The sequence below is a fragment of the Bhargavaea sp. GQ12 genome (genome assembly GCF_059758705.1).
On record NZ_JCAXEU010000005.1, the window covers coordinates 126,377 to 148,048 of the forward strand.

General features: G+C 56.6%; 18 protein-coding genes. 16 read left to right on the forward strand and 2 right to left on the reverse strand.

Features of this window, described 5'->3' with window-relative positions; genetic code table 11:
• The first annotated feature begins 31 nt into the window (after positions 1–31).
• The 12 genes from lspA (at position 32) to pyrE (ending at position 13,101) form a co-directional block, all read left to right on the forward strand.
• Entirely contained in the window at positions 32–520 is a 489-nt protein-coding gene (gene lspA / locus AC6CHQ_RS06625) for a signal peptidase II (protein ID WP_092049064.1), read from the forward strand.
• Positions 517–1,428: an RluA family pseudouridine synthase gene (locus tag AC6CHQ_RS06630; protein WP_092049062.1), complete on the forward strand. Its 912-nt coding sequence runs from the start codon at positions 517–519 to the stop codon at positions 1,426–1,428. Before lspA ends, AC6CHQ_RS06630 begins: the two co-directional genes overlap by 4 nt.
• 200 nt (positions 1,429–1,628) lie before the next feature.
• The gene (gene pyrR, locus AC6CHQ_RS06635) at positions 1,629–2,171 is read left to right on the forward strand and encodes a bifunctional pyr operon transcriptional regulator/uracil phosphoribosyltransferase PyrR (RefSeq protein ID WP_251239132.1); all 543 of its coding nucleotides are present in this window, start codon (positions 1,629–1,631) and stop codon (positions 2,169–2,171) included.
• A 33-nt stretch (positions 2,172–2,204) separates the two neighbouring features.
• Positions 2,205–3,491: a uracil-xanthine permease family protein gene (locus AC6CHQ_RS06640; protein ID WP_498081170.1), complete on the forward strand. Its 1,287-nt coding sequence runs from the start codon at positions 2,205–2,207 to the stop codon at positions 3,489–3,491.
• Positions 3,492–3,622: 131 nt separating this feature from the next.
• Positions 3,623–4,498 carry an aspartate carbamoyltransferase catalytic subunit gene (locus AC6CHQ_RS06645; RefSeq protein ID WP_498081171.1) on the forward strand — a complete coding sequence of 292 codons (876 nt, stop codon included), beginning with the start codon at positions 3,623–3,625 and terminating at the stop codon, positions 4,496–4,498.
• A gap of 1 nt (position 4,499) precedes the next feature.
• On the forward strand, positions 4,500–5,780 hold the full coding sequence (gene pyrC, locus AC6CHQ_RS06650) for a dihydroorotase (protein ID WP_251239135.1): 1,281 nt from the start codon (positions 4,500–4,502) through the stop codon (positions 5,778–5,780).
• The gene (locus AC6CHQ_RS06655; protein WP_092049050.1) at positions 5,777–6,883 is read left to right on the forward strand and encodes a carbamoyl phosphate synthase small subunit; all 1,107 of its coding nucleotides are present in this window, start codon (positions 5,777–5,779) and stop codon (positions 6,881–6,883) included. Before pyrC ends, AC6CHQ_RS06655 begins: the two co-directional genes overlap by 4 nt.
• Positions 6,876–10,091, forward strand: coding sequence for a carbamoyl-phosphate synthase large subunit (gene carB, locus AC6CHQ_RS06660; RefSeq protein ID WP_498081172.1), 3,216 nt, complete (start codon positions 6,876–6,878; stop codon positions 10,089–10,091). The genes AC6CHQ_RS06655 and carB overlap by 8 nt, the downstream gene beginning before the upstream one ends.
• Complete coding sequence (locus tag AC6CHQ_RS06665) at positions 10,088–10,855, forward strand: dihydroorotate dehydrogenase electron transfer subunit (protein ID WP_251239137.1); 768 nt, start codon at positions 10,088–10,090, stop codon at positions 10,853–10,855. Before carB ends, AC6CHQ_RS06665 begins: the two co-directional genes overlap by 4 nt.
• Positions 10,852–11,766: a dihydroorotate dehydrogenase gene (locus AC6CHQ_RS06670; protein ID WP_251239138.1), complete on the forward strand. Its 915-nt coding sequence runs from the start codon at positions 10,852–10,854 to the stop codon at positions 11,764–11,766. Before AC6CHQ_RS06665 ends, AC6CHQ_RS06670 begins: the two co-directional genes overlap by 4 nt.
• The gene (pyrF, locus tag AC6CHQ_RS06675) at positions 11,763–12,470 is read left to right on the forward strand and encodes an orotidine-5'-phosphate decarboxylase (protein ID WP_251239139.1); all 708 of its coding nucleotides are present in this window, start codon (positions 11,763–11,765) and stop codon (positions 12,468–12,470) included. Before AC6CHQ_RS06670 ends, pyrF begins: the two co-directional genes overlap by 4 nt.
• Before the next feature lies 1 nt (position 12,471).
• Positions 12,472–13,101 (forward strand): orotate phosphoribosyltransferase, encoded by a 630-nt coding sequence (gene pyrE / locus AC6CHQ_RS06680; RefSeq protein ID WP_285858863.1) that lies wholly within the window; start codon positions 12,472–12,474, stop codon positions 13,099–13,101.
• A 69-nt stretch (positions 13,102–13,170) separates the two neighbouring features.
• Here the strand turns inward: pyrE and AC6CHQ_RS06685 are convergent, their stop codons facing one another.
• Together AC6CHQ_RS06685 and AC6CHQ_RS06690 are read right to left on the reverse strand one after the other, a co-directional pair.
• Positions 13,171–15,099: a multicopper oxidase domain-containing protein gene (locus AC6CHQ_RS06685; protein WP_251239184.1), complete on the reverse strand. Its 1,929-nt coding sequence runs from the start codon at positions 15,097–15,099 to the stop codon at positions 13,171–13,173.
• A gap of 180 nt (positions 15,100–15,279) precedes the next feature.
• The gene (locus tag AC6CHQ_RS06690) at positions 15,280–16,974 is read right to left on the reverse strand and encodes an Rqc2 family fibronectin-binding protein (protein WP_251239140.1); all 1,695 of its coding nucleotides are present in this window, start codon (positions 16,972–16,974) and stop codon (positions 15,280–15,282) included.
• 145 nt (positions 16,975–17,119) lie between these two features.
• Between AC6CHQ_RS06690 and gmk the strand changes: the two genes are divergently transcribed.
• The 4 genes from gmk to priA all read left to right on the forward strand — a co-directional run bounded on the left by gmk (position 17,120) and on the right by priA (position 21,658).
• Entirely contained in the window at positions 17,120–17,746 is a 627-nt protein-coding gene (gene gmk, locus AC6CHQ_RS06695) for a guanylate kinase (RefSeq protein ID WP_092049033.1), read from the forward strand.
• Positions 17,746–17,970: a DNA-directed RNA polymerase subunit omega gene (rpoZ, locus tag AC6CHQ_RS06700; RefSeq protein ID WP_092050692.1), complete on the forward strand. Its 225-nt coding sequence runs from the start codon at positions 17,746–17,748 to the stop codon at positions 17,968–17,970. The genes gmk and rpoZ overlap by 1 nt, the downstream gene beginning before the upstream one ends.
• Positions 17,971–18,039: 69 nt before the next feature.
• Entirely contained in the window at positions 18,040–19,257 is a 1,218-nt protein-coding gene (gene coaBC, locus AC6CHQ_RS06705) for a bifunctional phosphopantothenoylcysteine decarboxylase/phosphopantothenate--cysteine ligase CoaBC (RefSeq protein WP_251239141.1), read from the forward strand.
• Positions 19,247–21,658 (forward strand): primosomal protein N', encoded by a 2,412-nt coding sequence (gene priA / locus AC6CHQ_RS06710; RefSeq protein ID WP_251239142.1) that lies wholly within the window; start codon positions 19,247–19,249, stop codon positions 21,656–21,658. The genes coaBC and priA overlap by 11 nt, the downstream gene beginning before the upstream one ends.
• The last annotated feature ends 14 nt before the right edge of the window (positions 21,659–21,672 follow it).

Genomic DNA, 21,672 nt, shown 5'->3' on the forward strand with positions numbered 1-21,672 from the left:
AAACAGGATTCAATCGGATGGAGGAAAAGACGTGCTATTCTATTACGCCATCGCGGCGGCCCTCGTCATCATTGACCAATGGACGAAATGGCTGGTCGTGAAACATATGGAAGTCGGGGAACGGATCGCCGTACTGGAGCCGTATCTTGCCATTTTGTCGCACCGTAACCGCGGAGCGGCTTGGGGCATGCTCCAGGGTCAGATGTGGCTGTTTTATATCGTGACGGTGGTCGTTGTAGCCGGAATCCTGTATTATTTCCACAAATACGGAAAAGAAGGCGGTGCCGGCTTCAGGGTGAGCCTCATGATGCTGCTCGGCGGCGCTCTGGGCAACTTTATCGATCGTGTGAGGATGGGTGAGGTCGTCGACTTTGCCGATGTACTGATCCCTGTCATCAATTACGATTTCCCGATTTTCAACGTGGCAGATGCCGCACTGACCATCGGGGTCATCCTGCTGATTGTGCATATGCTTCTTGAGGAAATCAGAGAAAAGCGAAAGAAAAAGGTGTCCGAATGAAAAAAAAGATTATTGAAATCACGCCGGAACACGGCGGAAGCCGCATCGACAAAGCCTTGTCCGAATTTGATCCGGAATGGACGCGCTCCAAGGTCCAATCCTGGGTCAAGGAGGGGATGATCCTCGTCGGCGGCAAAACAGTGAAGCCGAACTACCAGCTGAAAGAGGGCGACCGGGTCGAAGTATCCGAGCCTGAACCGGAGCTGCTCGAAGTCGTGCCGGAGGACCTCGGCCTCGATATCGTCCATGAAGACGGGGACGTGCTGGTCGTCAACAAGCCCCGCGGCATGGTCGTCCATCCTGCAGCAGGCCATGCAACCGGAACGCTTGTCAACGGGCTGATGCATCATTGCACCGACTTGTCGGGCATCAATGGCGTGCTCAGGCCGGGCATCGTGCATCGGATTGATAAGGACACTACGGGCCTCCTTGCAGTAGCCAAGAATGACCGGGCCCATGCATCCCTTGCCGAACAGCTTTCCCAAAAGACCGTGACGCGGAAATATACCGCACTGGTGCACGGAAATATTGAGCACGATGAAGGCACCATCGATGCCCCGATCGGACGTGACCCAAAAGACCGCCAGCGGATGACTGTCATCGACGGCGGGCGGGAGGCAGTCACCCATTTCACCGTTACTGAGCGGTTCGGGGACTTCACACTCGTGGAGTGCCGCCTCGAAACCGGCCGGACGCATCAGATCCGTGTTCATATGCGCTATATCGGCCACCCGCTTGCGGGGGATCCGAAATACGGCCCGAAAAAGACGCTTTCCTTCGGCGGACAGGTGCTTCATGCGGGCATCCTCGGGTTCACCCATCCAGGGACAGGGGAATACATGGAATTCGAAGCGCCGCTTCCGGATGACTTCACGGAGCTTCTCGTGAATTTGCGCAAACGGGATTGACACTTTCCGGGGGCAGGTGTATAGTTACTCAGACGAATCAAATATCGAACCTTTAAGTCGGTCCAGAGAGGCCGGGAAGGTTGTACGGGAATCCGGGGACCCATGCCGAGTGCATGGCTCTGCGGATAAATTCTGCACATCTACCCTCCTGCCTTTCCGGCTGGAGGGTATTTCTTTTGGAGAAATAAGGAGGGAATCCGTTGGGAGAAACAGTGAATCTGCTGGATGACAAGGCGATCGGCCGGGCTGTCACCCGGATCGCCCATGAAATCATCGAGCGCAACAAAGGCATCGACAATTGTATTCTGGTCGGCATCAAAACAAGGGGTGTTGATCTGGCAGGGAGGCTGGCTGACAAGATCGAGGCGATCGAAGGGGCGGCAATCGACATGGGGGAGCTTGATATCACCCTCTACCGGGATGATATCGGCAAGACAAAACAAATGGACGCGCCGCTCGTACAGCAGATCGATATCGACCAGGACCTGACGGGAAGAAAAGTCATCCTGATCGATGACGTCCTGTACACGGGACGGACTGTCCGCGCGGCAATGGATGCTCTAATGGACACGGGCCGCCCGGCAAGCATCCAGCTTGCGGTGCTGGTCGACAGGGGGCACCGGGAGCTTCCGATCCGGCCCGACTACGTTGGGAAAAACATCCCGACCTCGAAAGATGAGAGGGTTACTGTCCTCCTGAAGGAGACGGACGGCACAGACAGCGTAACGCTCGAAAAACGGTAAAAGCAAAACCCCCACAGAATGGAGAGCAAGGACATGGCAAACGCAGTACTCGACATCCAAGACAGACCTTCCAATGGGAAACTGGTGACTCTAAGCCTTCAGCATATGTTTGCAATGTTCGGGGCAACGATCCTCGTCCCTCAGCTGGTTGGTCTGAGCCCTGCAATCGCGCTTTTGACAAGCGGGATCGCGACAATTGTGTTTATCCTCGTGACCGGATTCAAGGTTCCGGCATACCTCGGCTCTTCATTCGCCTTCATTATCCCGATCCAGGTTGCGACACAGGCCGGGGGCATCGGAAGCGCAATGATCGGAAGCCTGTTCGTTTCACTGGTCTATGCGCTCGTCTCCCTGCTGATCTGGAAGACGGGTCACCGCTGGGTCATGCGCCTCCTTCCTCCAATTGTCGTCGGACCGGTCATCATGGTGATCGGGCTGGCACTCGCACCGACTGCAGTCGGCATGGCGAGCACGATCAGTGTGGACGGGGAGAGCACCTACAGCTTCCTGCACTTCTCGGCTGCAATCGTGACACTCGCGGCAGCGGTGATCTGCATCATCTTCTTTAAAGGCCTCGTAAGCCTCATGCCGGTCCTGATCGGAATCGTTACCGGATACCTCTATTCGGCAGCAATCGGAATCATCGACTTTTCCCCTGTGTCGAAGGCTGAGTGGTTCGCTCTTCCGGATTTTATCGTCCCGGGCGTCCACTATGACTTCCAGGTTACGGGCACGCTGCTTGCCGTCATGGTGCCGATCGCGATCGTGACGATCTCTGAGCATATCGGGCATCAGCTCGTGCTCGGACGAATCACAGACCGGAACTTCATCAAGGACCCGGGCCTGCACCGCTCACTTCTCGGAGACGGGCTCGGCACGTTCCTGAGCGGCCTGGTCGGCGGCCCGCCGAAGACAACATACGGCGAGAACATCGGAGTCCTGGCGCTGACAAGGGTATTCAGCATCCATGTCATATTCGGCGCGGCGGTTCTGGCGATCCTGTTCTCGTTCCTCGGCAAGCTCATGGCGCTGATCGCGACGATCCCGCAGGCTGTGCTTGGTGGAATCTCGATCCTGCTGTTCGGGATCATCGCCTCCTCGGGGCTGCGAATGCTCGTCGAGCACGGCGTCAATTTCGACAAACAGCGGAACCTTGTGATCGCCTCTGTCATTCTCGTAACGGGGATCGGCGGCGCGGCAATTGAAATCAGTGAAACATTTAAAATCGAAGGAATGGCGCTTGCCGCCATCCTCGGCGTCCTGCTTAACCTGCTGCTGCCCGGGAAGCCGGAAGGCAACGAAGCAGGGGAAATCGAATAACCGCCTTTTAAACATATCCGGGAGATATGGAAAGGCCCTTTAGCCCAGGACGGGACCCGTGTATCCGCCGAAGCTCAAAGAGCCTTTCCGAAAAACCGGAAAGGCTTTTTTACATAAGGAGGACTGTCAACATGGACCATCTGCTATCGGTGAAACAGCTCGGGCCCGCTGGAATCAGCCGCATCCTCGACAGGGCGGCCGACTTAAAGGGCGGGGCAGTGCCGGAGACCGGCCGGAGCCGTTACGTCAGCAACCTGTTCTTCGAACCGAGCACGCGCACCAAGACCAGCTTCGAGATGGCGGAGCGGCGGCTCGGACTGGAAGTGATTCCGTTTGAAGCCGGGTTCTCCAGCACGCTGAAAGGGGAGAGCCTCTACGATACGGTGAAGACCCTCGAGGCTGTCGGACTGGACGCGCTGGTCGTCAGGCACCCGGAAGACCGGTTCTACGAACAGCTGGAAGGGACGTCAGTGTCCATCATCAATGCCGGGGACGGTTCGGGCCAGCACCCGACCCAGACGCTTCTCGACCTGTTCACGATGAGGGAAGAGTTCGGCACACTGGAAGGGCTGAAAGTCACTATTGCCGGCGACGTCTCGCATAGCCGGGTCGCAAAATCCTGCCGGGACGCGCTCGGAATGTTCGGCGCTGAGGTGCGGATCCTCTGCCCGCCGGAATGGCAGGGCGATTTTGACGCAGCGGGGGACTGGGACGACGTCCTTCCAGACAGTGACGTCGTGATGCTGCTGCGCGTCCAGCATGAACGGCATGGCGGGGCAGGCAGCTTTTCTGCCGAAGGCTATCACCGTCGCTACGGTCTGACTTCCGCCCGCGCGGTGCGCATGAAAAAGGGCGCCATCATCATGCATCCGGCGCCGGTCAACCGCGGCGTGGAGATTGCGGACGAACTGGTGGAACACAGCCGGTCAAGGATATTCCGGCAAGTGGAGAACGGAGTCTATGTAAGGATGGCAGTACTCGAAACGATATTGAAGGGGAGAGATTGAGATGGGCACATTGATCAGAAACATCCGGATGCTGGATGAAAACGGGACACTCGGGAATGCGGATATCCTCATGGAGGACGGACGCTTCAAGGAGATCGGGCAGGAACTGCCGCACGAAGGCCATGAGGTCGTGGACGGCGGAGGCCGGTTTGCCGCTCCGGGACTGATTGATGTGCATGTCCATCTCCGCGAGCCGGGTGGCGAACATAAGGAAACGATCCGGACGGGAACAGAAGCGGCGGCACGCGGCGGATTCACCACGATCTGCGCGATGCCCAATACACGGCCGGTTCCGGATTCGGCGGAAAACATCGGCAAGGTCAATGCGCTTATTGAAGAAAATGCGCTCGTACGCGTCCTTCCATATGCTTCGATTACGATCCGCGAAGCGGGCAAGGAGCGGACGGATATGGCTGAACTCAAACAAAACGGTGCTTTCGCCTTTACCGATGACGGCGTCGGTGTACAGTCTGCGGGCATGATGTACGAAGCAATGAAAGACGCGGCAGAAATCGGCATGCCGGTTGTGGCCCATTGCGAAGACAATACGCTCATCTATGGCGGTGCCATGCACGATGGCAAGCGGAGCAGGGAGCTTGCCATCCCGGGCATCCCGTCGATTGCCGAGTCCGTTCATATCTCAAGGGACGTCCTTCTCGCTGAGGCTGCCGGTGCGCACTATCATGTCTGCCATGTAAGCACGAAGGAATCGGTGAGGACGATCCGGGATGCAAAGGCGGCAGGCATCCGGGTGACGGCGGAAGTCACGCCCCACCATCTGCTCTTGACTGAAGACGACATTCCGGGCAACGACGCAAACTGGAAGATGAATCCGCCGCTGCGCGCGCAGGAAGACTTGGAAGCCCTTCATGAGGGACTTCTTGACGGCACGATCGATGTGATCGCAACCGACCACGCCCCTCATACCGCGGATGAAAAATCGGGCGGGATGGAAAAGGCGCCATTCGGCATTACAGGTCTGGAGACTGCTTTCCCGCTGCTTTATACAAACTTCGTCGAGACGGGCAGATGGACACTAAAGCAGCTGACCGACTGGCTTACCCGAAAGCCGGCAGATGTGTTCGGTCTCGGATACGGCCGGATCGCGGAAGGGCATCCGGCAGATCTGGTCCTCATCGACCTGGAGACAGAGAAAACAATCGAACCTGAAACATTCGCATCAAAAGGCAAGAACACCCCGTTCGGAGGCCGCGTATGCAAAGGCTGGCCGGTCATGACCATCTACGGCGGCGAAATCGTTTGGCAGGAGGGACAACAATGACAAAAAAGAGATATCTGATTCTGGAAGACGGCACCGTATTCGAAGGAGAGGCGTTCGGTGCTGAACGCGGCATGGTTGGCGAGGTCGTTTTCACGACCAGCATGAGCGGCTATCAGGAGTCGCTGACCAATCCTTCAAATACAGGCGTCATCCTGGTCATGACCTACCCGCTCATCGGCAACTACGGAGTAAACAGGGACGACTCGGAATCGGTGGACCTCCATCTCGGGGCGCTCGCCGTCCGGGAAATCGAAGAACAGCCGTCGAACTTCCGCTGCGACGAAACGCTTTCGTCTTTCATGGAAAAGCGCAGCATTCCCGGCATCTCTGAAATTGATACACGAAAGCTGACCCGCATCATCCGCAGCAAAGGGACGATGAAAGGGATGCTCACCGAAGCGGGAGCGGATGTCGACGTGGACACTGCATTGCAGGTGCTTGCGGCATCAGAAATGGCGCAGAGCCTCGTGGAAGCCGTCTCGACCAAACGCCCATACCCGAGCCCCGGCCGCGGCAAGCGGGTGGCAGTCGTGGACTATGGCATGAAGCACGGCATCCTCCGTGAACTGAACAACCGCGGGTGCGATGTTCTCGTCGTCCCTCATGACACGTCAGCCGAAGACGTACTCGCCTGGCATCCCGACGGCATCCTGCTGTCAAACGGGCCGGGAAACCCGGAAGATATCGAAGAAGCTCCCGGCTTTATCCGGGAAGTGCTCGGGAAAGTGCCGGTCTTCGGCATCAACCTCGGTCATGAGCTTCTGGCCATCAGCTGCGGGGCAAAGACTTTCAAAATGCGCTTCGGCCATCACGGCGGGAACCATCCTGTAAAGGACCTGAGCACGGGCCGCACAGAAATCACTTCCCAGAACCACCAATACGCAGTGGACAGGGAGTCGCTTGAAGGCACTGGGCTTACCGTCACGCATGTCGCCCTCAATGACGGAACGGTCGAAGGGCTCGCACATGAAACCCATGCAGCATTTTCCGTCCAGTTTGATCCTGAAGCTTCACCGGGACCGGAAGATGCGAATCACCTGTTCGACCGGTTTATCACACTCATGGAGCGCCACAACGGAAAGGAGATCATCGCCAATGCCTAAACGCACAGATATCGAAACGATCCTCGTCATCGGGTCCGGACCGATTGTCATCGGCCAGGCCGCGGAATTCGACTATGCAGGAACACAGGCCTGCCTGTCCCTGAAGGAGGAAGGCTACCGCGTCATTCTCGTCAACTCCAATCCGGCAACGATCATGACCGACACGGAGATCGCGGATAAGGTATATATCGAACCGATCTCCCTCGAGTTCGTTTCCCGGATCATCCGTAAAGAGCGCCCTGATGCCATCCTGCCGACACTCGGCGGCCAGACAGGCCTCAATATGGCCATCGAGCTCGATAACTCGGGAATCCTTGATGAACTCGGCATCGAAGTGCTCGGCACAAAGCTCGACGCGATCAATAAAGCAGAAGACCGGGAACTGTTCCGTACTCTTATGAACGAACTTGATGTGCCTGTTCCGGAAAGTGACATCATCCATAACCTCGAGGAAGCAAAGGCATTTGTCGCACAGGTCGGATATCCGGTCATTGTGCGACCGGCATTCACGCTCGGCGGAACTGGCGGAGGCATCTGCCATGACGACAAGGAGCTTGAGGAGATTGTCGCAAGCGGCCTGAAATACAGCCCGGTCAGACAGTGCCTGCTCGAGAAGTCGATCGCGGGCTTTAAAGAGATCGAGTTCGAAGTCATGCGTGACTCGGCGGACAATGCCATCGTTGTCTGCAGCATGGAAAACTTCGACCCGGTCGGCATCCACACCGGTGACTCGATCGTCGTGGCGCCGGTCCAGACACTGTCCGACCGCGAAGTCCAGATGCTGCGGAACGTTTCCCTGAATATCATCCGGGCGCTCGGAATCGAGGGCGGCTGCAACGTCCAGCTGGCACTTGATCCGGACAGCTTCAACTTCTACGCCATCGAGGTCAACCCTCGAGTCAGCCGCTCTTCCGCGCTCGCATCAAAGGCGACGGGCTACCCGATCGCGAAGCTTGCATCGAAAATCGCGGTCGGCCTGACACTCGACGAGATGATGAACCCGGTGACAGGACAGACCTATGCCTGCTTCGAGCCGACAATTGACTACATCGTCGCGAAAATCCCGCGTTGGCCGTTTGACAAATTCGAGAGCGCGAAGCGCAACCTCGGCACTCAGATGAAGGCGACAGGGGAAGTCATGTCGATGGGCAGGACATTCGAGGAAGCGATCCTGAAAGCCGTCCGTTCCCTAGAGACGGGCCTTTATCACCTGAACCTGAAAAATGGGGAAGACCTCTCCATGGAATGGATCGAGAAGCGTATCCGCCGGGCAGGCGATGAACGGCTATTCTTTATCGGCGAGGCGCTGCGCCGCGGAGTCACGGTAGAAGAGATCCATGACTGGAGCAAGATTGACTTTTTCTTCCTGAACAAGCTGGAAAAGATCGTTTCCTATGAAAGCACACTCAAGGAAAATCCGTTTGACCGCGCTATTGCCCGCAAGGCGAAACGCATGGGCTTCGCAGATCGGACCATCGCCGCACTGTGGGGGACGAATGAACGCGACGTTTACGAATGGCGCACCGAGCAGGGGCTAGTGCCTGTCTACAAGATGGTCGATACATGTGCAGGAGAATTCGAGTCCGAGACGCCATACTTCTATGGCACCTACGAAGAAGAAAACGAGTCGCTCAAAACCGGCAAGGAAAGCGTCATTGTCCTTGGCTCCGGTCCGATCCGCATCGGGCAGGGCGTCGAGTTCGACTATGCCACGGTCCACTCGGTCTGGGCCATCCAGGAAGCCGGTTACGAGGCGATCATCATCAACAACAATCCGGAAACGGTATCGACCGACTTCTCCATTTCCGACAAGCTCTACTTTGAGCCGCTTACGATCGAAGATGTCATGGCGATCATCGATCTCGAGCAGCCAAAGGGCGTCATCGTACAATTTGGCGGACAGACGGCCATCAACCTGGCGGATGCCCTTGAGGCACGCGGCGTAAATATCCTCGGCACGACGCTTGAAGACCTCGACCGCGCGGAAAACCGGGACAAGTTCGAACAGACCCTTCGGGAGCTCGGGATTCCACAGCCGCTCGGCAAAACTGCGGTTTCCGCTCCGGAAGCGGCGGAGATTGCACGCAACATCGGATATCCGGTCCTTGTCCGCCCGTCCTATGTGCTTGGCGGGCGAGCGATGGAGATCGTCTATAACGAGGCAGAACTTCTGCATTACATGGAACATGCAGTCCAGGCAAGTCCGGAACATCCGGTCCTGATCGACCGTTACCTGACGGGCAAGGAGATCGAGGTAGATGCCATCTGTGACGGGGAGAACGTGCTTATTCCGGGCATCATGGAGCATGTCGAGCGTGCGGGCGTCCACTCGGGCGACTCGATTGCAGTCTATCCGCCGCAGAGCCTCACAGACAAACAAATCGCGACGCTGGCTGATTATACGGAGCGGCTGGCCCGCGGTCTCAATATCGTCGGCCTCATGAACATCCAATATGTCATCGCCGACGGTGAGGTGTATGTCATCGAGGTCAATCCGCGCTCCAGCCGGACGGTTCCATTCCTCAGCAAGATCACTGGCATCCCGATGGCGAATATCGCCACAAAGGCGATCCTCGGAGAGACGATCACGGACCAGGGCTATCCGACCGGGCTGCTTGACCAGGTCAGCGGTGTGTACGTCAAAGTACCGGTGTTCAGCTTCGCGAAGCTGGCTAGAGTTGATATCACACTCGGGCCTGAAATGAAGTCGACGGGCGAGGTAATGGGCAAGGACGACACATTCGAGAAGGCGCTCTACAAAGGATTCATTGCATCCGGGATGGAAATCCGAAATCATGGCACTGTGCTCTTCACCGTCTCCGACAAGGACAAAGCGGAAGCCGCAGCCATCGCCGCCCGGTTTGCAGGCATCGGCTACCAGCTGTTGGCGACCGAAGGAACCGCGGAGACATTCAGAGAAGCGGGACTGCCGGTCAGAACGGTCGGCAAAATTGGCGGAGAGGGCAAGACACTGATCGATGTGATCCAGACAGGCGAAGCCCAGTTCATCATCAATACGCTCACGAAAGGCAAACAGCCGGAGCGGGACGGTTTCCGCATCCGTCGCGAATCAGTTGAAAACGGCATACCATGCATGACTTCGATGGATACGGCAAAAGCCGTGCTCCGGGTGATTGAATCGATGACCTTCTCTGCGGAGGCGATGCTTCAGCGTGAAGCGATGTCGGCCCGGGAGGTCCATGCATGATCCGCAATGAACGCATGAAAGTAGCCGGGCAGAGGGAAATTGCCCGGAACATCTTTGAACTGGTTCTTGAAGGGGAGTTGGCCGCTCAGATCAGTGAGCCCGGCAGGTTCGTCCATGTCCGCGCCGGAGAAACGATGGATCCGCTGCTCCGGCGGCCGATCAGCATCGCCGACTTCAGTGATGGCAAGATCACGCTCATCTACCGTGCCGAGGGCTATGGCACACGTGTCATTTCGGAAAAGGGCCGTCAAGAAGAAGCTGACGTCCTCGGCCCGCTCGGCAATGGATTCCCTGTCGGGGCGGCAGCGCCCGGTACAAAGGCGTTGCTCGTCGGCGGGGGGATCGGTGTGCCGCCTTTATACGGGCTGTCCAAGAGGTTGAAGAATGCGGGTGTCGAGCCGGTCCATGTGCTCGGCTTCCAGTCGGAAGATGTGGTCTTCTATGAAGAGGAATTCAGCCGGCTCGGCGAGACTCATATTGCAACGGTCGACGGCACGCGGGGGACGAAAGGGTTCGTGACTGACGTCTTGGCTTCCCTCGACCACGAATTCAGCGTCTACTACAGCTGTGGGCCGCTCCCGATGCTGAAAGCTGTCGCGGAAACGATGGCCGGAACAGAGGGATATCTGAGTTTCGAGGAGCGGATGGGCTGCGGCATCGGCGCGTGCTTTGCATGTGTCTGCCACACGGATTCAAATGACCGGGGCTATGTAAAGGTCTGCTCCGACGGACCTGTATTCAAGGCGGGGGTGGTGACGATATGAACCGTCTTCAAGTGGACCTGCCGGGTCTCACGCTGAAAAACCCGATCATGCCGGCAAGCGGCTGCTTCGGATTCGGCAAGGAATATGCACAACTGTACGATCTGTCAAAGCTTGGAGCCATCATGGTGAAGGCGACCACTCTTGAACCAAGGTTCGGAAACCCGACACCACGTGTGGCGGAGACACCTTCAGGTATGCTGAATGCAATCGGTCTTCAGAATCCCGGCCTTGAAAAGGTCGTCACGGAAGAATTGCCTTGGCTGGAGCAGTTTGATGTCCCGATCATCGCGAACGTTGCGGGTTCCGAGACGGAAGACTATGTGGCGGTCAGCGAACGGATCTCAAAAGCCCCGAATGTCAAGGCGCTTGAGCTGAACATCTCATGCCCGAATGTGAAATGCGGTGGCATCACGTTCGGTACCGATCCGAAGGTCGCCATGGAACTCACCCGTGCGGTAAAGGCGGTCTCGTCGGTGCCGGTCTATGTGAAGCTTTCACCGAATGTCACCGACATTACGGAGATTGCGCGCGCAGCCGAAGAGGGCGGCGCGGACGGGCTGACGCTCATCAACACGCTCGTCGGGATGAGATTCGACCCACGTACGGGGCGTCCGGTCATTGCCAACGGGACGGGGGGGCTGTCAGGACCTGCCGTGAAGCCGGTCGCACTCCGCATGGTCTATGAAGTGTCCAGGAGCGTTTCCATCCCGGTGATCGGGATGGGCGGCGTCACGGATGTGGATGACGTCATCAACTACATGTCGGCCGGCGCAAGCGCGGTCGCCGTCGGAACGGCGAACTTCGTTGACCACTTTGTCTGCCCGAACCTGATCGATGCCCTTCCGGGACGGCTGGATGAACTGGGCATCGGGAACATCACGGAACTTATCGGAAGGAGCCATAGACTATGAACCGTTCCCCGATCATCGCGCTGGATTTTCCGGCGCCGGATGACGCTTATGCATTTCTAAGCAACATGCCGTCCGGACTGTGGGTCAAAGTCGGCATGGAACTGTACCTTCAGAACGGTCCCGATGTTGTAGGCAGGCTGAAGGATATGGGCCATGAAGTTTTTCTCGACTTGAAGCTGCATGATATCCCGAATACGGTCGGCCGTGCGATGGAAGGCCTGGCCCGTGTCGGAGCGGACATGGTGAACGTTCATGCTGCCGGAGGAACCGACATGATGAAGCGGGCGCTTGACGGCCTGGAAGCCGGGACTCCGGCAGGAAAAAAACGTCCTGCGCTGATCGCGGTCACCCAGCTTACCTCGACCGGGGAAGGGCAAATGAACAGCGAGCAGGGGATTCCCGGCACACTGCTGGATTCGGTTGTCCGCTATGCAAGGCTGGCAAATGATTCCGGGCTGGACGGTGTCGTCTGTTCAGTGCTTGAAGCCGCGGCCATCCGGGATGCCTGCGGGGAAAACTTCCTGAAAGTGACACCGGGCATCCGAATGGCAGACGGCGATCTGCACGACCAGAAGCGGGTCGCCACCCCGGCAGACGCTGCCCGGGCGGGATCGACACATATTGTTGTGGGACGGGCCATCACCCAGGCTGCCGACCCGGCTGCCGCATATGAAACAGTGAAACGGCTATGGGAGGAAAGATGACATGACACTGAAACGAGAAATAGCAGAAGCACTCCTGTCGATCGGGGCCGTGCGCTTCAGTCCTGAAGATCCATTTACATGGGCATCCGGCATCAAGTCGCCGATCTATTGCGACAACCGTCTGACGATGTCTTATCCGGAAGTGAGAAAGCGCATTGCTCAGGGGCTGGCCGAACTCATCAGGACGGAGTATCCGGAAGCGGAAGTGATCGCGGGTACGGCCACAGCGGGCATTCCTCATGCGGCGTGGGTCAGCGAGCTGCTGGACAAGCCGATGATCTATATCCGGTCAAAGCCGAAAGGCCATGGCCGCGGCAACCAGATCGAAGGGGAACTGAGAGAAGGAAGCCGGACAGTGATCATCGAGGACCTGATCTCCACAGGAGGAAGCAGCCTGACCGCAGCCGCTGCGGCAAAAGAAGCGGGTGCCGAAGTTCTTGGGGTAGTCTCAATCTTTACATACGGCCTGGACAAGTCGGAAAAGAATTTTGATGAAGCCGGCTTGCCGCATCACAGCCTCACCGATTTCGACGCCCTTGCCCATGCCGCAACAGACTCGGGCGCCATACCGGCCGCATCACTGCCGGGGCTTCTCGACTGGCATGGCAAACTGAAAAAGGGCGAACTCTGATTGCCGTTTCGAAAAAACAAACAAGCCGATGATTGGATGTTTCCTTCATCGGCTTTTCTGTTTCTATATTTAGTTCCGCTTTTTTCTCTTTCGTCTGTTGCGGCAATTGCGGCAGTTGCAACGCTTGGAGGCGGGCTTCCGTCGGACTTCTGGTTTACTTGCGGGTTTGTCTTCAGGTTTGCCTTCGGTATCCGATGTCCCGGTACTGCCGTTATCCGGCACCGTCGGAACCGCACAGTCGATTTTCATTTTTTCGCAGATTTCTTCATACGAGCATTCCTTGCGGCCCGGTACGTCCGCTGTTTCGGAAGGCTCCTCCGTTGTAACTGGTGATTCCTCATCGGTTACAGGGGATTCCACCGGATTGCCTTCCGGCATCGGTTCTTCCGTCTGTAGATGCGGTTCCGGATTGTCCGGCTCATCTGCATGCGGAAGCTGGACCGGGTGGGCGTCTTCAATGATCCGGATCGGCCTCATCATGTCGTGGTCTTCGTGTTCAAGGAAATGACAATGCCAGATATAGTTGCCGGCGTGGTTTTTGAAGTGCATTGCAATTTTGGTCACTTTGCCGACATCCGCCTTCACAACATCTTTCCAGCCACGCTCGTAATCCCGGGGTTCTTCGGCCGGTCCCGTCCATACGATTTTGCCTGTCTCACGGAAAATATCCGCATCGAATGGTCTGCGTTCAAGAATTTTGAATTGGATCAGGTGGACATGAATCGGGTGCTGGATCGGTGTGGCGTTGATGAAGTTCCATATCTCGACACTGTCGAGTGACGGTTTCTCACTGACCGGGTCATGATACATCCGCTCATTGAGCATGAGCATCGGCCGGCCATATTGATCGGTTGTGGCTGTCAGCGGAAGATTTCGCTCGATATGTGCATGACCGGTATGGAGGCCCATATCCGGATACATGGTTTCCGGAATCCGGCTTTCATCCTTGCCGTTGAGCGGCAGATCCACCCGGAACTGCATGACGGTTCCCGTGTGTTCATCGGGAGTGAATTCCGTGTCGCTGTTTGTCAGGACCAGCGTTTTTCCGGCCAGATCGGAAAAATCGATGATGACGTCAGTCCGCTCCGCCGGGAGGAGTTCAATGGAAGTGAGTTCTGCAGGGTGTTCCAGGAGGCCGCCGTCTGTCCCGATCTGGTTGAAGCGGGTTCCATCAGACAGGCTGAGAACATAGGCCCTGCGGTTCGAGCCGTTGAGGATGCGGAACCGATACTTCCGCGGTTCTACACTCAGGTATGGCCAGACCTTGCCGTTGACAGTAATCGTATTGCCGAGCACACCTGGTGTGATGGAAGGCCGGACGGCCACGGGAGGATTCGGGGAATCAGGATAAAAGAGGGATCCATCCTCATTGAATGAGCGGTCCTGAATCATAAGCGGAATCTCATAATCACCCGACGGCAGGTTCAGCCTGTCTTCCAGCGCGTCCCGCAGAAGATAGAAACCCGCAAGGCCCGAATAGACATTCAGCCTGGTCAGAGACATCGCGTGGTCATGGTACCAGAGGGTCGCACCCGGCTGATGGTTGGTATATGCATGTACCTGCCTGTTGAACGTCGGACCAGTAACTCCATAATCCTTTGTATACCAAGCCTCTGGGTGTCCATCGCTTTCCCAATCGACTTTGGCACCATGAAGGTGCACGACTGTCCGGACATCCGGCGTATCGATGCAGGAATGGAGCGTCCGGTCTATCGGAAGAAAATGCTCATCAGGCAGGCAGTTCAAGAATTTCACAAAGGTCGTCCGGTCCTTTCTCGCTTCGATCGTAGGTCCCGGGGTGATGCCGTTGTATCCCCAGATGCGGGTCCGGGGAAAATACTTGTGATACCGGTGCTTTTCTTCCTTCATCCGGATTTCGTAGTAGGAACCCTCCGGATAATCCGGATGTGAAACCGGTTTGGCACAAGGTGGCTTTGGCAGCGGGTCGGTGAACTTAGGAATTGTGGAAGGGGCGGACGGATTGACGCGTTTGCCAATATTGGTCACTTCCTTTTCATAGTGATGTCAGCAGGCAGGAAATTCTGCACATGCATCTCTCCATCCTATGAAAGACACTGCATGCCGCTCTGGTCGGATTGCCGTAACCGGGCAGAAGAACGTTCAATTGTCCCCAACCGGATAAACCGCCGGGCATATGCGCCGGCGGTATGGATGCTATTATTTTCTCAATGTTTTCACCAGGTCCTCGTCCGGATCGGCGAAAACTGTTTTTTGTTCAAAGTAGATGACAAAGCCGGGCTTTGAGCCGTTCGGCTTTTTCACATGCCGCACTTCCGTGTAGTCGACCGGGACAGATGCCGATTCGCGGGCCTTGCTGAAGTAGGCCGCGAGGGCGGCGGCTTCACGGATTGTTTCGTCGTCAGGCGAATCCGAGTGGATAACAACATGGGAGCCCGGGATATCCTTGGTGTGGAGCCATGTTTCGTTTCGCTTTGCCAGCTTAAAGGTCAGGTAGTCGTTTTGTTTGTTGTTTTTGCCGACAGAGATCGGAACGCCTGCACTCGAGACGAATGAATCGGGAACAGGACGGGTTTCCTTTTTCTTCTTTTTGAGGCGACGCGCCTTCATGAAGCCCTGTTCTGCGAGTTCATCACGGATCTCCTCGATGTCCGCCGCCGAGCCCTGGATTACCTGCTGGAGGAGGGCCTCGAAATACAAGATGTCCTCTTCCGTTTTTTCCAGCTGCTCGGCTATTTTCACAAGCGCGTGCTTTGCTTTGTTGTATTTTGAGTAATAACGCTGGGCGTTTTCTGCAGGGGCCAATCTTGGGTCCAATGGTATCGTGACTGTCCCGCCGTCCTCATCATAGTAGTTGACCGCTTCTATGGAACTGTCGCCTTTTTGAATCTGGTAAAGGTTCGCTGTGACAAGTTCACCGAACAGCTGATGGCGGTCAAGTTTCCCAGCCTGCTTCTGCTCATCGCGTAGCTTGATCAGCTTATTTCTCAATTTCTGGATCTCGTTCGTCAGCCACCGCTCAAGATCGCCTGCCTGCTGCTTGACCCGGTCCCGTTCAGCCTTTGTATGGAACACTTTGTCAAGAAGGGCGGAGAGGGATGGAAATTCCCGGGTTTCACCGCCGAGATGGTGGAGGGGATTGGCGGAAAAGTAAACCTTGCCGCCCGCCTCACAGAGTGTCGGCAGGGCGCCGCCCGACCGGAAATCTTCTATATAATTACGGTAGGCGTCAAGCCGCGGCTTTTCTTCCATGCCTTCTGTACGGAACAGCAGCTCTTCCGCGTGAAGCGGAGAGAATCCTCCGATCCGGCGAAAGACGGGGCCTGCTGTGTCCGCTTCTGCAAGGACCTCCATGATCTCATCGTCCCCTGCTTGAACCGGATCCAGCTTGTCCTGGGGCGGCGCGGGAACGTACGGCTGTCCCGGGAGCACCGTCCGGTAGCTGTTCACCGAGGGAGGCAGGTGCTTCAGGCTATCCAGGATCAGGTTCCGTTCAGGATCGGTAAGGATGAGATTGGAGTGCCTGCCCATCACTTCAACATGAATTTCACGCTGGGTTTCATCGCCGATTTCATCCCGGCCGCGCACAGTGATCGTCATGATCCGGTCTGCGCCCGACTGGCGGATGCCGGTGATGATGCCGCCTTCCAGATGCTTGCGGAGGAACATGCAGAACGAAGGCGGCTGCGACGGTGTGTCGACGGGTTCGTCCGTCAGGTGGACACGAGAGTAGGAAGGGTGGATAGAGATGAGAAGCCGGTGGTTCGCCCTTCCGGCGCGTATTGTGAAAAGGAGCTCCTGTGCGTTAGGCTGCTGGATCTTTGAGATCCGGCCGCCTGTGAGCTGCCCGAGTTCCTTGGTCATTGCCATCATGAATAATCCATCAAAAGCCATATGATTGCCTCTTTCATTGCGTTTGTTTCCATTTTAGCATTCATGAGGAGGGATATGGTATAATTGCGTCATCATCCAAAAACGGTTCCGCCCCCGGCCGGTATGCCGGGCGGCGGAATAACTGACTGCAGAGGGATCAACGTTTATGAAAAAAGGACGCGGCCTGCTCATCGTCCTTTCGGGGCCATCCGGCGTCGGAAAAGGCACGGTGCGCAAGGAGCTGTTTTCACAGCCTGACACGAACTATGAATACTCCATCTCCATGACGACCCGCAATCCGCGGGAAGGGGAAGTGGACGGGAAAGATTACTTCTTCAAGAAACGCGAAGAATTCGAGCAGCTGATCCGTGAAGGCCGGCTGCTGGAACATGCGGAATATGTCGGGAACTATTATGGCACTCCGCTCGATTATGTAAATGAAACGCTGGATGCCGGGCGCGACGTCTTCCTCGAAATCGAGGTGGTCGGCGCGGCGAAAGTCCGGGAGAAGATGCCTGACGGTGTCTTTATTTTCCTGGCGCCTCCTAACCTGTCGGAGCTTGAACAGCGGCTCATCGGCCGCGGTACGGAATCCGATGAGGTGATCCGCAATCGCATTAACAAGGCCAAGGACGAGCTTGAGATGATGCATCTCTATGACTATGTCGTCGAGAACGATGAAGTCGGCCGTGCATGTGACCGGATCAATGCCATTATTACAGCAGAGCACTGCCGGCGCACCCGAGTGGAAGAACGATACAAATTGATGCTTGAAGGGAATGATCCGCAATGATGCTTTATCCATCCATCGACTCGCTGAAAAAGCAGATCGACTCCAAATACACCCTCGTGAGCCTCGCTGCAAAACGGGCCCGCGAACTCCAGGCAAGGGACAACTTGCTTCTGGATAAATACGATGCCGAGAAATTTGTAGGCATGGCCCTTGAGGAAGTTGCGGAAGGCGTGCTAGAAAAGCAGGCGTCCGATGCAAACATCCAATACGAAGACGAAATGTAACATATGTACAATGAAAACTCCCGGAGAATCCTTTTCCCTGGGAGTTTTCATTCGAAAGGGAGTAAAAGGATGCTGAAAAATAAACATATCCTTCTTTGTGTCACTGGGGGAATCGCTGTCTACAAAGCCGTGGCTCTTGTCAGCAAACTTTCCCAGGCAGGGGCAAACGTCAAGGTGATCATGACTGAATCGGCCATGGAATTCGTGACGCCGCTCACCTTCCAGGCCATGTCACGCAATGATGTCTACACTGACACATTTGACGAAAAGGACTCTTCGGTCATCGCCCATATCGATCTGGCGGACTGGGCAGACCTCATCATCGTCGCCCCGGCGACCGCGAACACAATCGGCAAGCTCGCCAATGGCATTGCTGATGACATGGTGACGACAACATTGCTTGCCGCGACCACTGACGTGTGGATCGCCCCCGCAATGAATGTCCATATGTACGCGCATCCTGCTGTTATCCGGAACATTGACCGTCTTCACCGTGACGGGTACCGGTTCATCGAGCCGTCGGAGGGGTTCCTCGCATGCGGATACGTGGGCAAAGGCCGGCTGGAGGAGCCGGAACGGATCACTGAACTGGTGACAAAGCATTTTTCAGCTGGAACAGGGCAGGCTCCGTCGCTTCTTGCCGGCAAAAAAGTGGTCGTTACGGCAGGGCCGACAAGGGAACGGATCGACCCGGTGCGTTATGTCTCGAACTTCTCGAGTGGGAAAATGGGCTATGCGATGGCTGAAGCCGCTTCCTCACTCGGGGCGGAGACCGTCCTGGTCACCGGTCCGGTCGGTCTGCGGGTACCGGACGGGGTCCGCGCGGTTGCCGTGGAAAGTGCGGCTGATATGCTTGAAGCCGTCCTTGAGGAATACGGGTCAGCGGATGTTGTGATCAAGGCTGCAGCGGTTGCCGACTACCGTCCGAAGACCGTCCATCCCGGCAAGATGAAAAAGCAGGAAGGTGACTCCGTCATCGAAATGGAACGGACGACGGACATTCTGAAAACCCTCGGAGAACGAAAAGAGGGACAATGCCTCATCGGATTTGCGGCAGAGACCGACCGTGTCTCCGAATATGCAAAGGGTAAGCTGGAACGCAAAAATCTTGATTACATCATCGCCAATGATGTGACGGCGCCGACAGGGGTCTTCGGCAGCGACACCAATGTCGTGACACTGTTTGGCAGGGACGGGACGGAAGTGTCATTCCCCGCAACTGAAAAGAAAGAACTCGCGATGAAGCTCCTCCGCCGGATCTTCGGGGGTGAGCAGGATGATCGCTGAAGTCATCACGGACGTTTCGGCTCATCCGGTCGATCGGCCATTTGACTACGCCGTGCCGGACGGGATAGCAGAAGTCATTGAACCTGGGTCACGTGTCAGGGTACCGTTCGGGAACCGGAAAGTGCTCGGCTTCGTCACAGGCCTAAAGGAAGAAAGTGATGTGCCCGCTTCCAGGCTGAAGCCTGTCGATGAGCTGCTCGATCCTGAACCGGTACTGACGGAAGAGATGCTGCGCCTGGCGGACTGGATGAGGGAAACGACACTTTGTTTTGAGATCGATGCGCTACAGGTAATGCTGCCGTCGGCGCTCCGTGCGAAATACGAGAAGACCGTGCATGTCATCAATCCGGAAAAGCTGCCGCATGAACTCGCTGAGATCACACGGGACCGCAGGGTGGTGGCCGTCAAGGAATTCGGAGAAGGGCTGCTTCCCGTACTCAAGCGGCTCGCATCGGAAGGAACCGTATCAATCGAGACCGCGGTACGGCAGCGCACCAACATCAAAAAGGAACGGGTGCTTCACATCATCGGGGAAGCCGGCAGATTGGACGAGATCCGGGGATCACTCCCGAAAATCGCGAGCCGGCAGGCGGAGCTCATCAACTGGATGGAAGAGCATATCGGGATGTCCGTCCCTTCGAAAGATGTCATGGAAGCGACGGGTACGACACGTGCCACTTTAAATGCGCTGATCAGCAAGGGAGCCGCCATGGAGACGGAGGAGGAAGTGTACCGGAAGCCGGAAGCCGGCCTCATGCCGGAGAACGGCGGCATCCCCGGCCCCCTTACTGATGAGCAGGCGACTGCAGTCGGAACAATCAGCGGTGCAGTGGATAACAGACGGGACGAGACGTTCCTTTTGCACGGGGTGACGGGCAGCGGAAAGACCGAGGTGTACATGCAGGTGATCCGCCAGGTGCTTGATCAGGGCAGGGAGGCAATCGTGCTCGTGCCTGAGATCTCATTGACGCCGCAGATCACGTCACGCTTCAAAAGACGTTTCGGCCCGCTGGTCGCCGTCATGCACAGCGGCCTGTCCGCCGGCGAAAAATATGATGAATGGCGGAAGGTGCAGCGAGGTGAAGTGAAAGTCGTCGTCGGTGCCCGTTCCGCTGTTTTTGCTCCTTTCAGAAATCTCGGAGTCATCATCCTCGATGAGGAGCATGAATCCAGCTATAAGCAGGAAGACAGTCCCCGATACCATGCGAGGGATGTGGCGATCCGACGGGCGGAAGAACATGGCTGTCCGGTCATCCTAGGAAGTGCGACTCCCTCGCTGGAGTCGTACGCGCGGGCGAAAAAGGGGGTCTATAAGCTCCTCACGCTGGCTGAAAGGGCGAAAAAACAACCGCTTCCGGAAGTGCAGGTCGTCGATATGAGAGAAGAACTGAAAAACGGCAACCGTTCGATGTTTTCGGTCGCGCTTGCCGAGGCGATCCGGCATCGGCTGGACAGCGGCGAACAGACCGTGCTCTTTCTTAACCGGCGGGGTTATTCGTCGTTTGTGCTATGCCGGGACTGCGGGACGTCGGTACAGTGTCCGAACTGCGACATCTCTCTCACCTATCACAGGGCAACTGAACGTCTCCAGTGCCATTACTGCGGACATGAGGAGCGGGTTCCGCTAACCTGCCCTGAGTGCGAAAGCGAGCATATCCGCTTTTTCGGGACAGGCACACAGAAGGTGCAGGAGGAACTGCACCGCCTGTTTCCGGAAGCGCGTGTGCTCCGGATGGACGTTGATACGACACGCCAAAAGGGCGCACATGAACGGCTTCTACGCCAATTCGGCGATGGGGAGGCGGACATCCTGCTCGGCACTCAGATGATCGCCAAGGGGCTCGATTTCCCGAACATCACGCTTGTCGGGGTGCTGTCGGCGGATACCATGCTCCGGCTGGCGGATTTCAGGGCGGCAGAAAAGACCTTCCAGCTTCTCACGCAAGTCAGCGGCCGCGCAGGACGCCATGAGAAGGAAGGGGAGGTTGTCGTCCAGACATATGCTCCCGAACATTATGCTGTCGAGCTGGCGAAAGATCAGGCCTACGAACCGTTTTATGCCATTGAGATGGGCAACCGGAAGCGGTATGCCTATCCGCCGTTTTATTTTGTGACGCTGATCCAGTTTTCCCACGAAGACCTGATGAAGGTTTCCGAGGTCGCAGGCAACGCTGCCCGCTATCTGTCCGGAAAGCTTGGCCCGGACACGGTAATCATCGGTCCGACCGCCGCCGAAGTGGCCCGTGTGAACAATAGATATCGCTATCAATGTCTGATAAAATACAAAAAAGAACCGAAGCTGGCCGGGGTTCTGACCGATCTTGTGAAGATCTACAGGAGCAGCTGGATGAAGGAAGGCATTACGATGTCGATCGATATGAATCCTTCCACCATCAGCTGACCCCGGCGACGGAA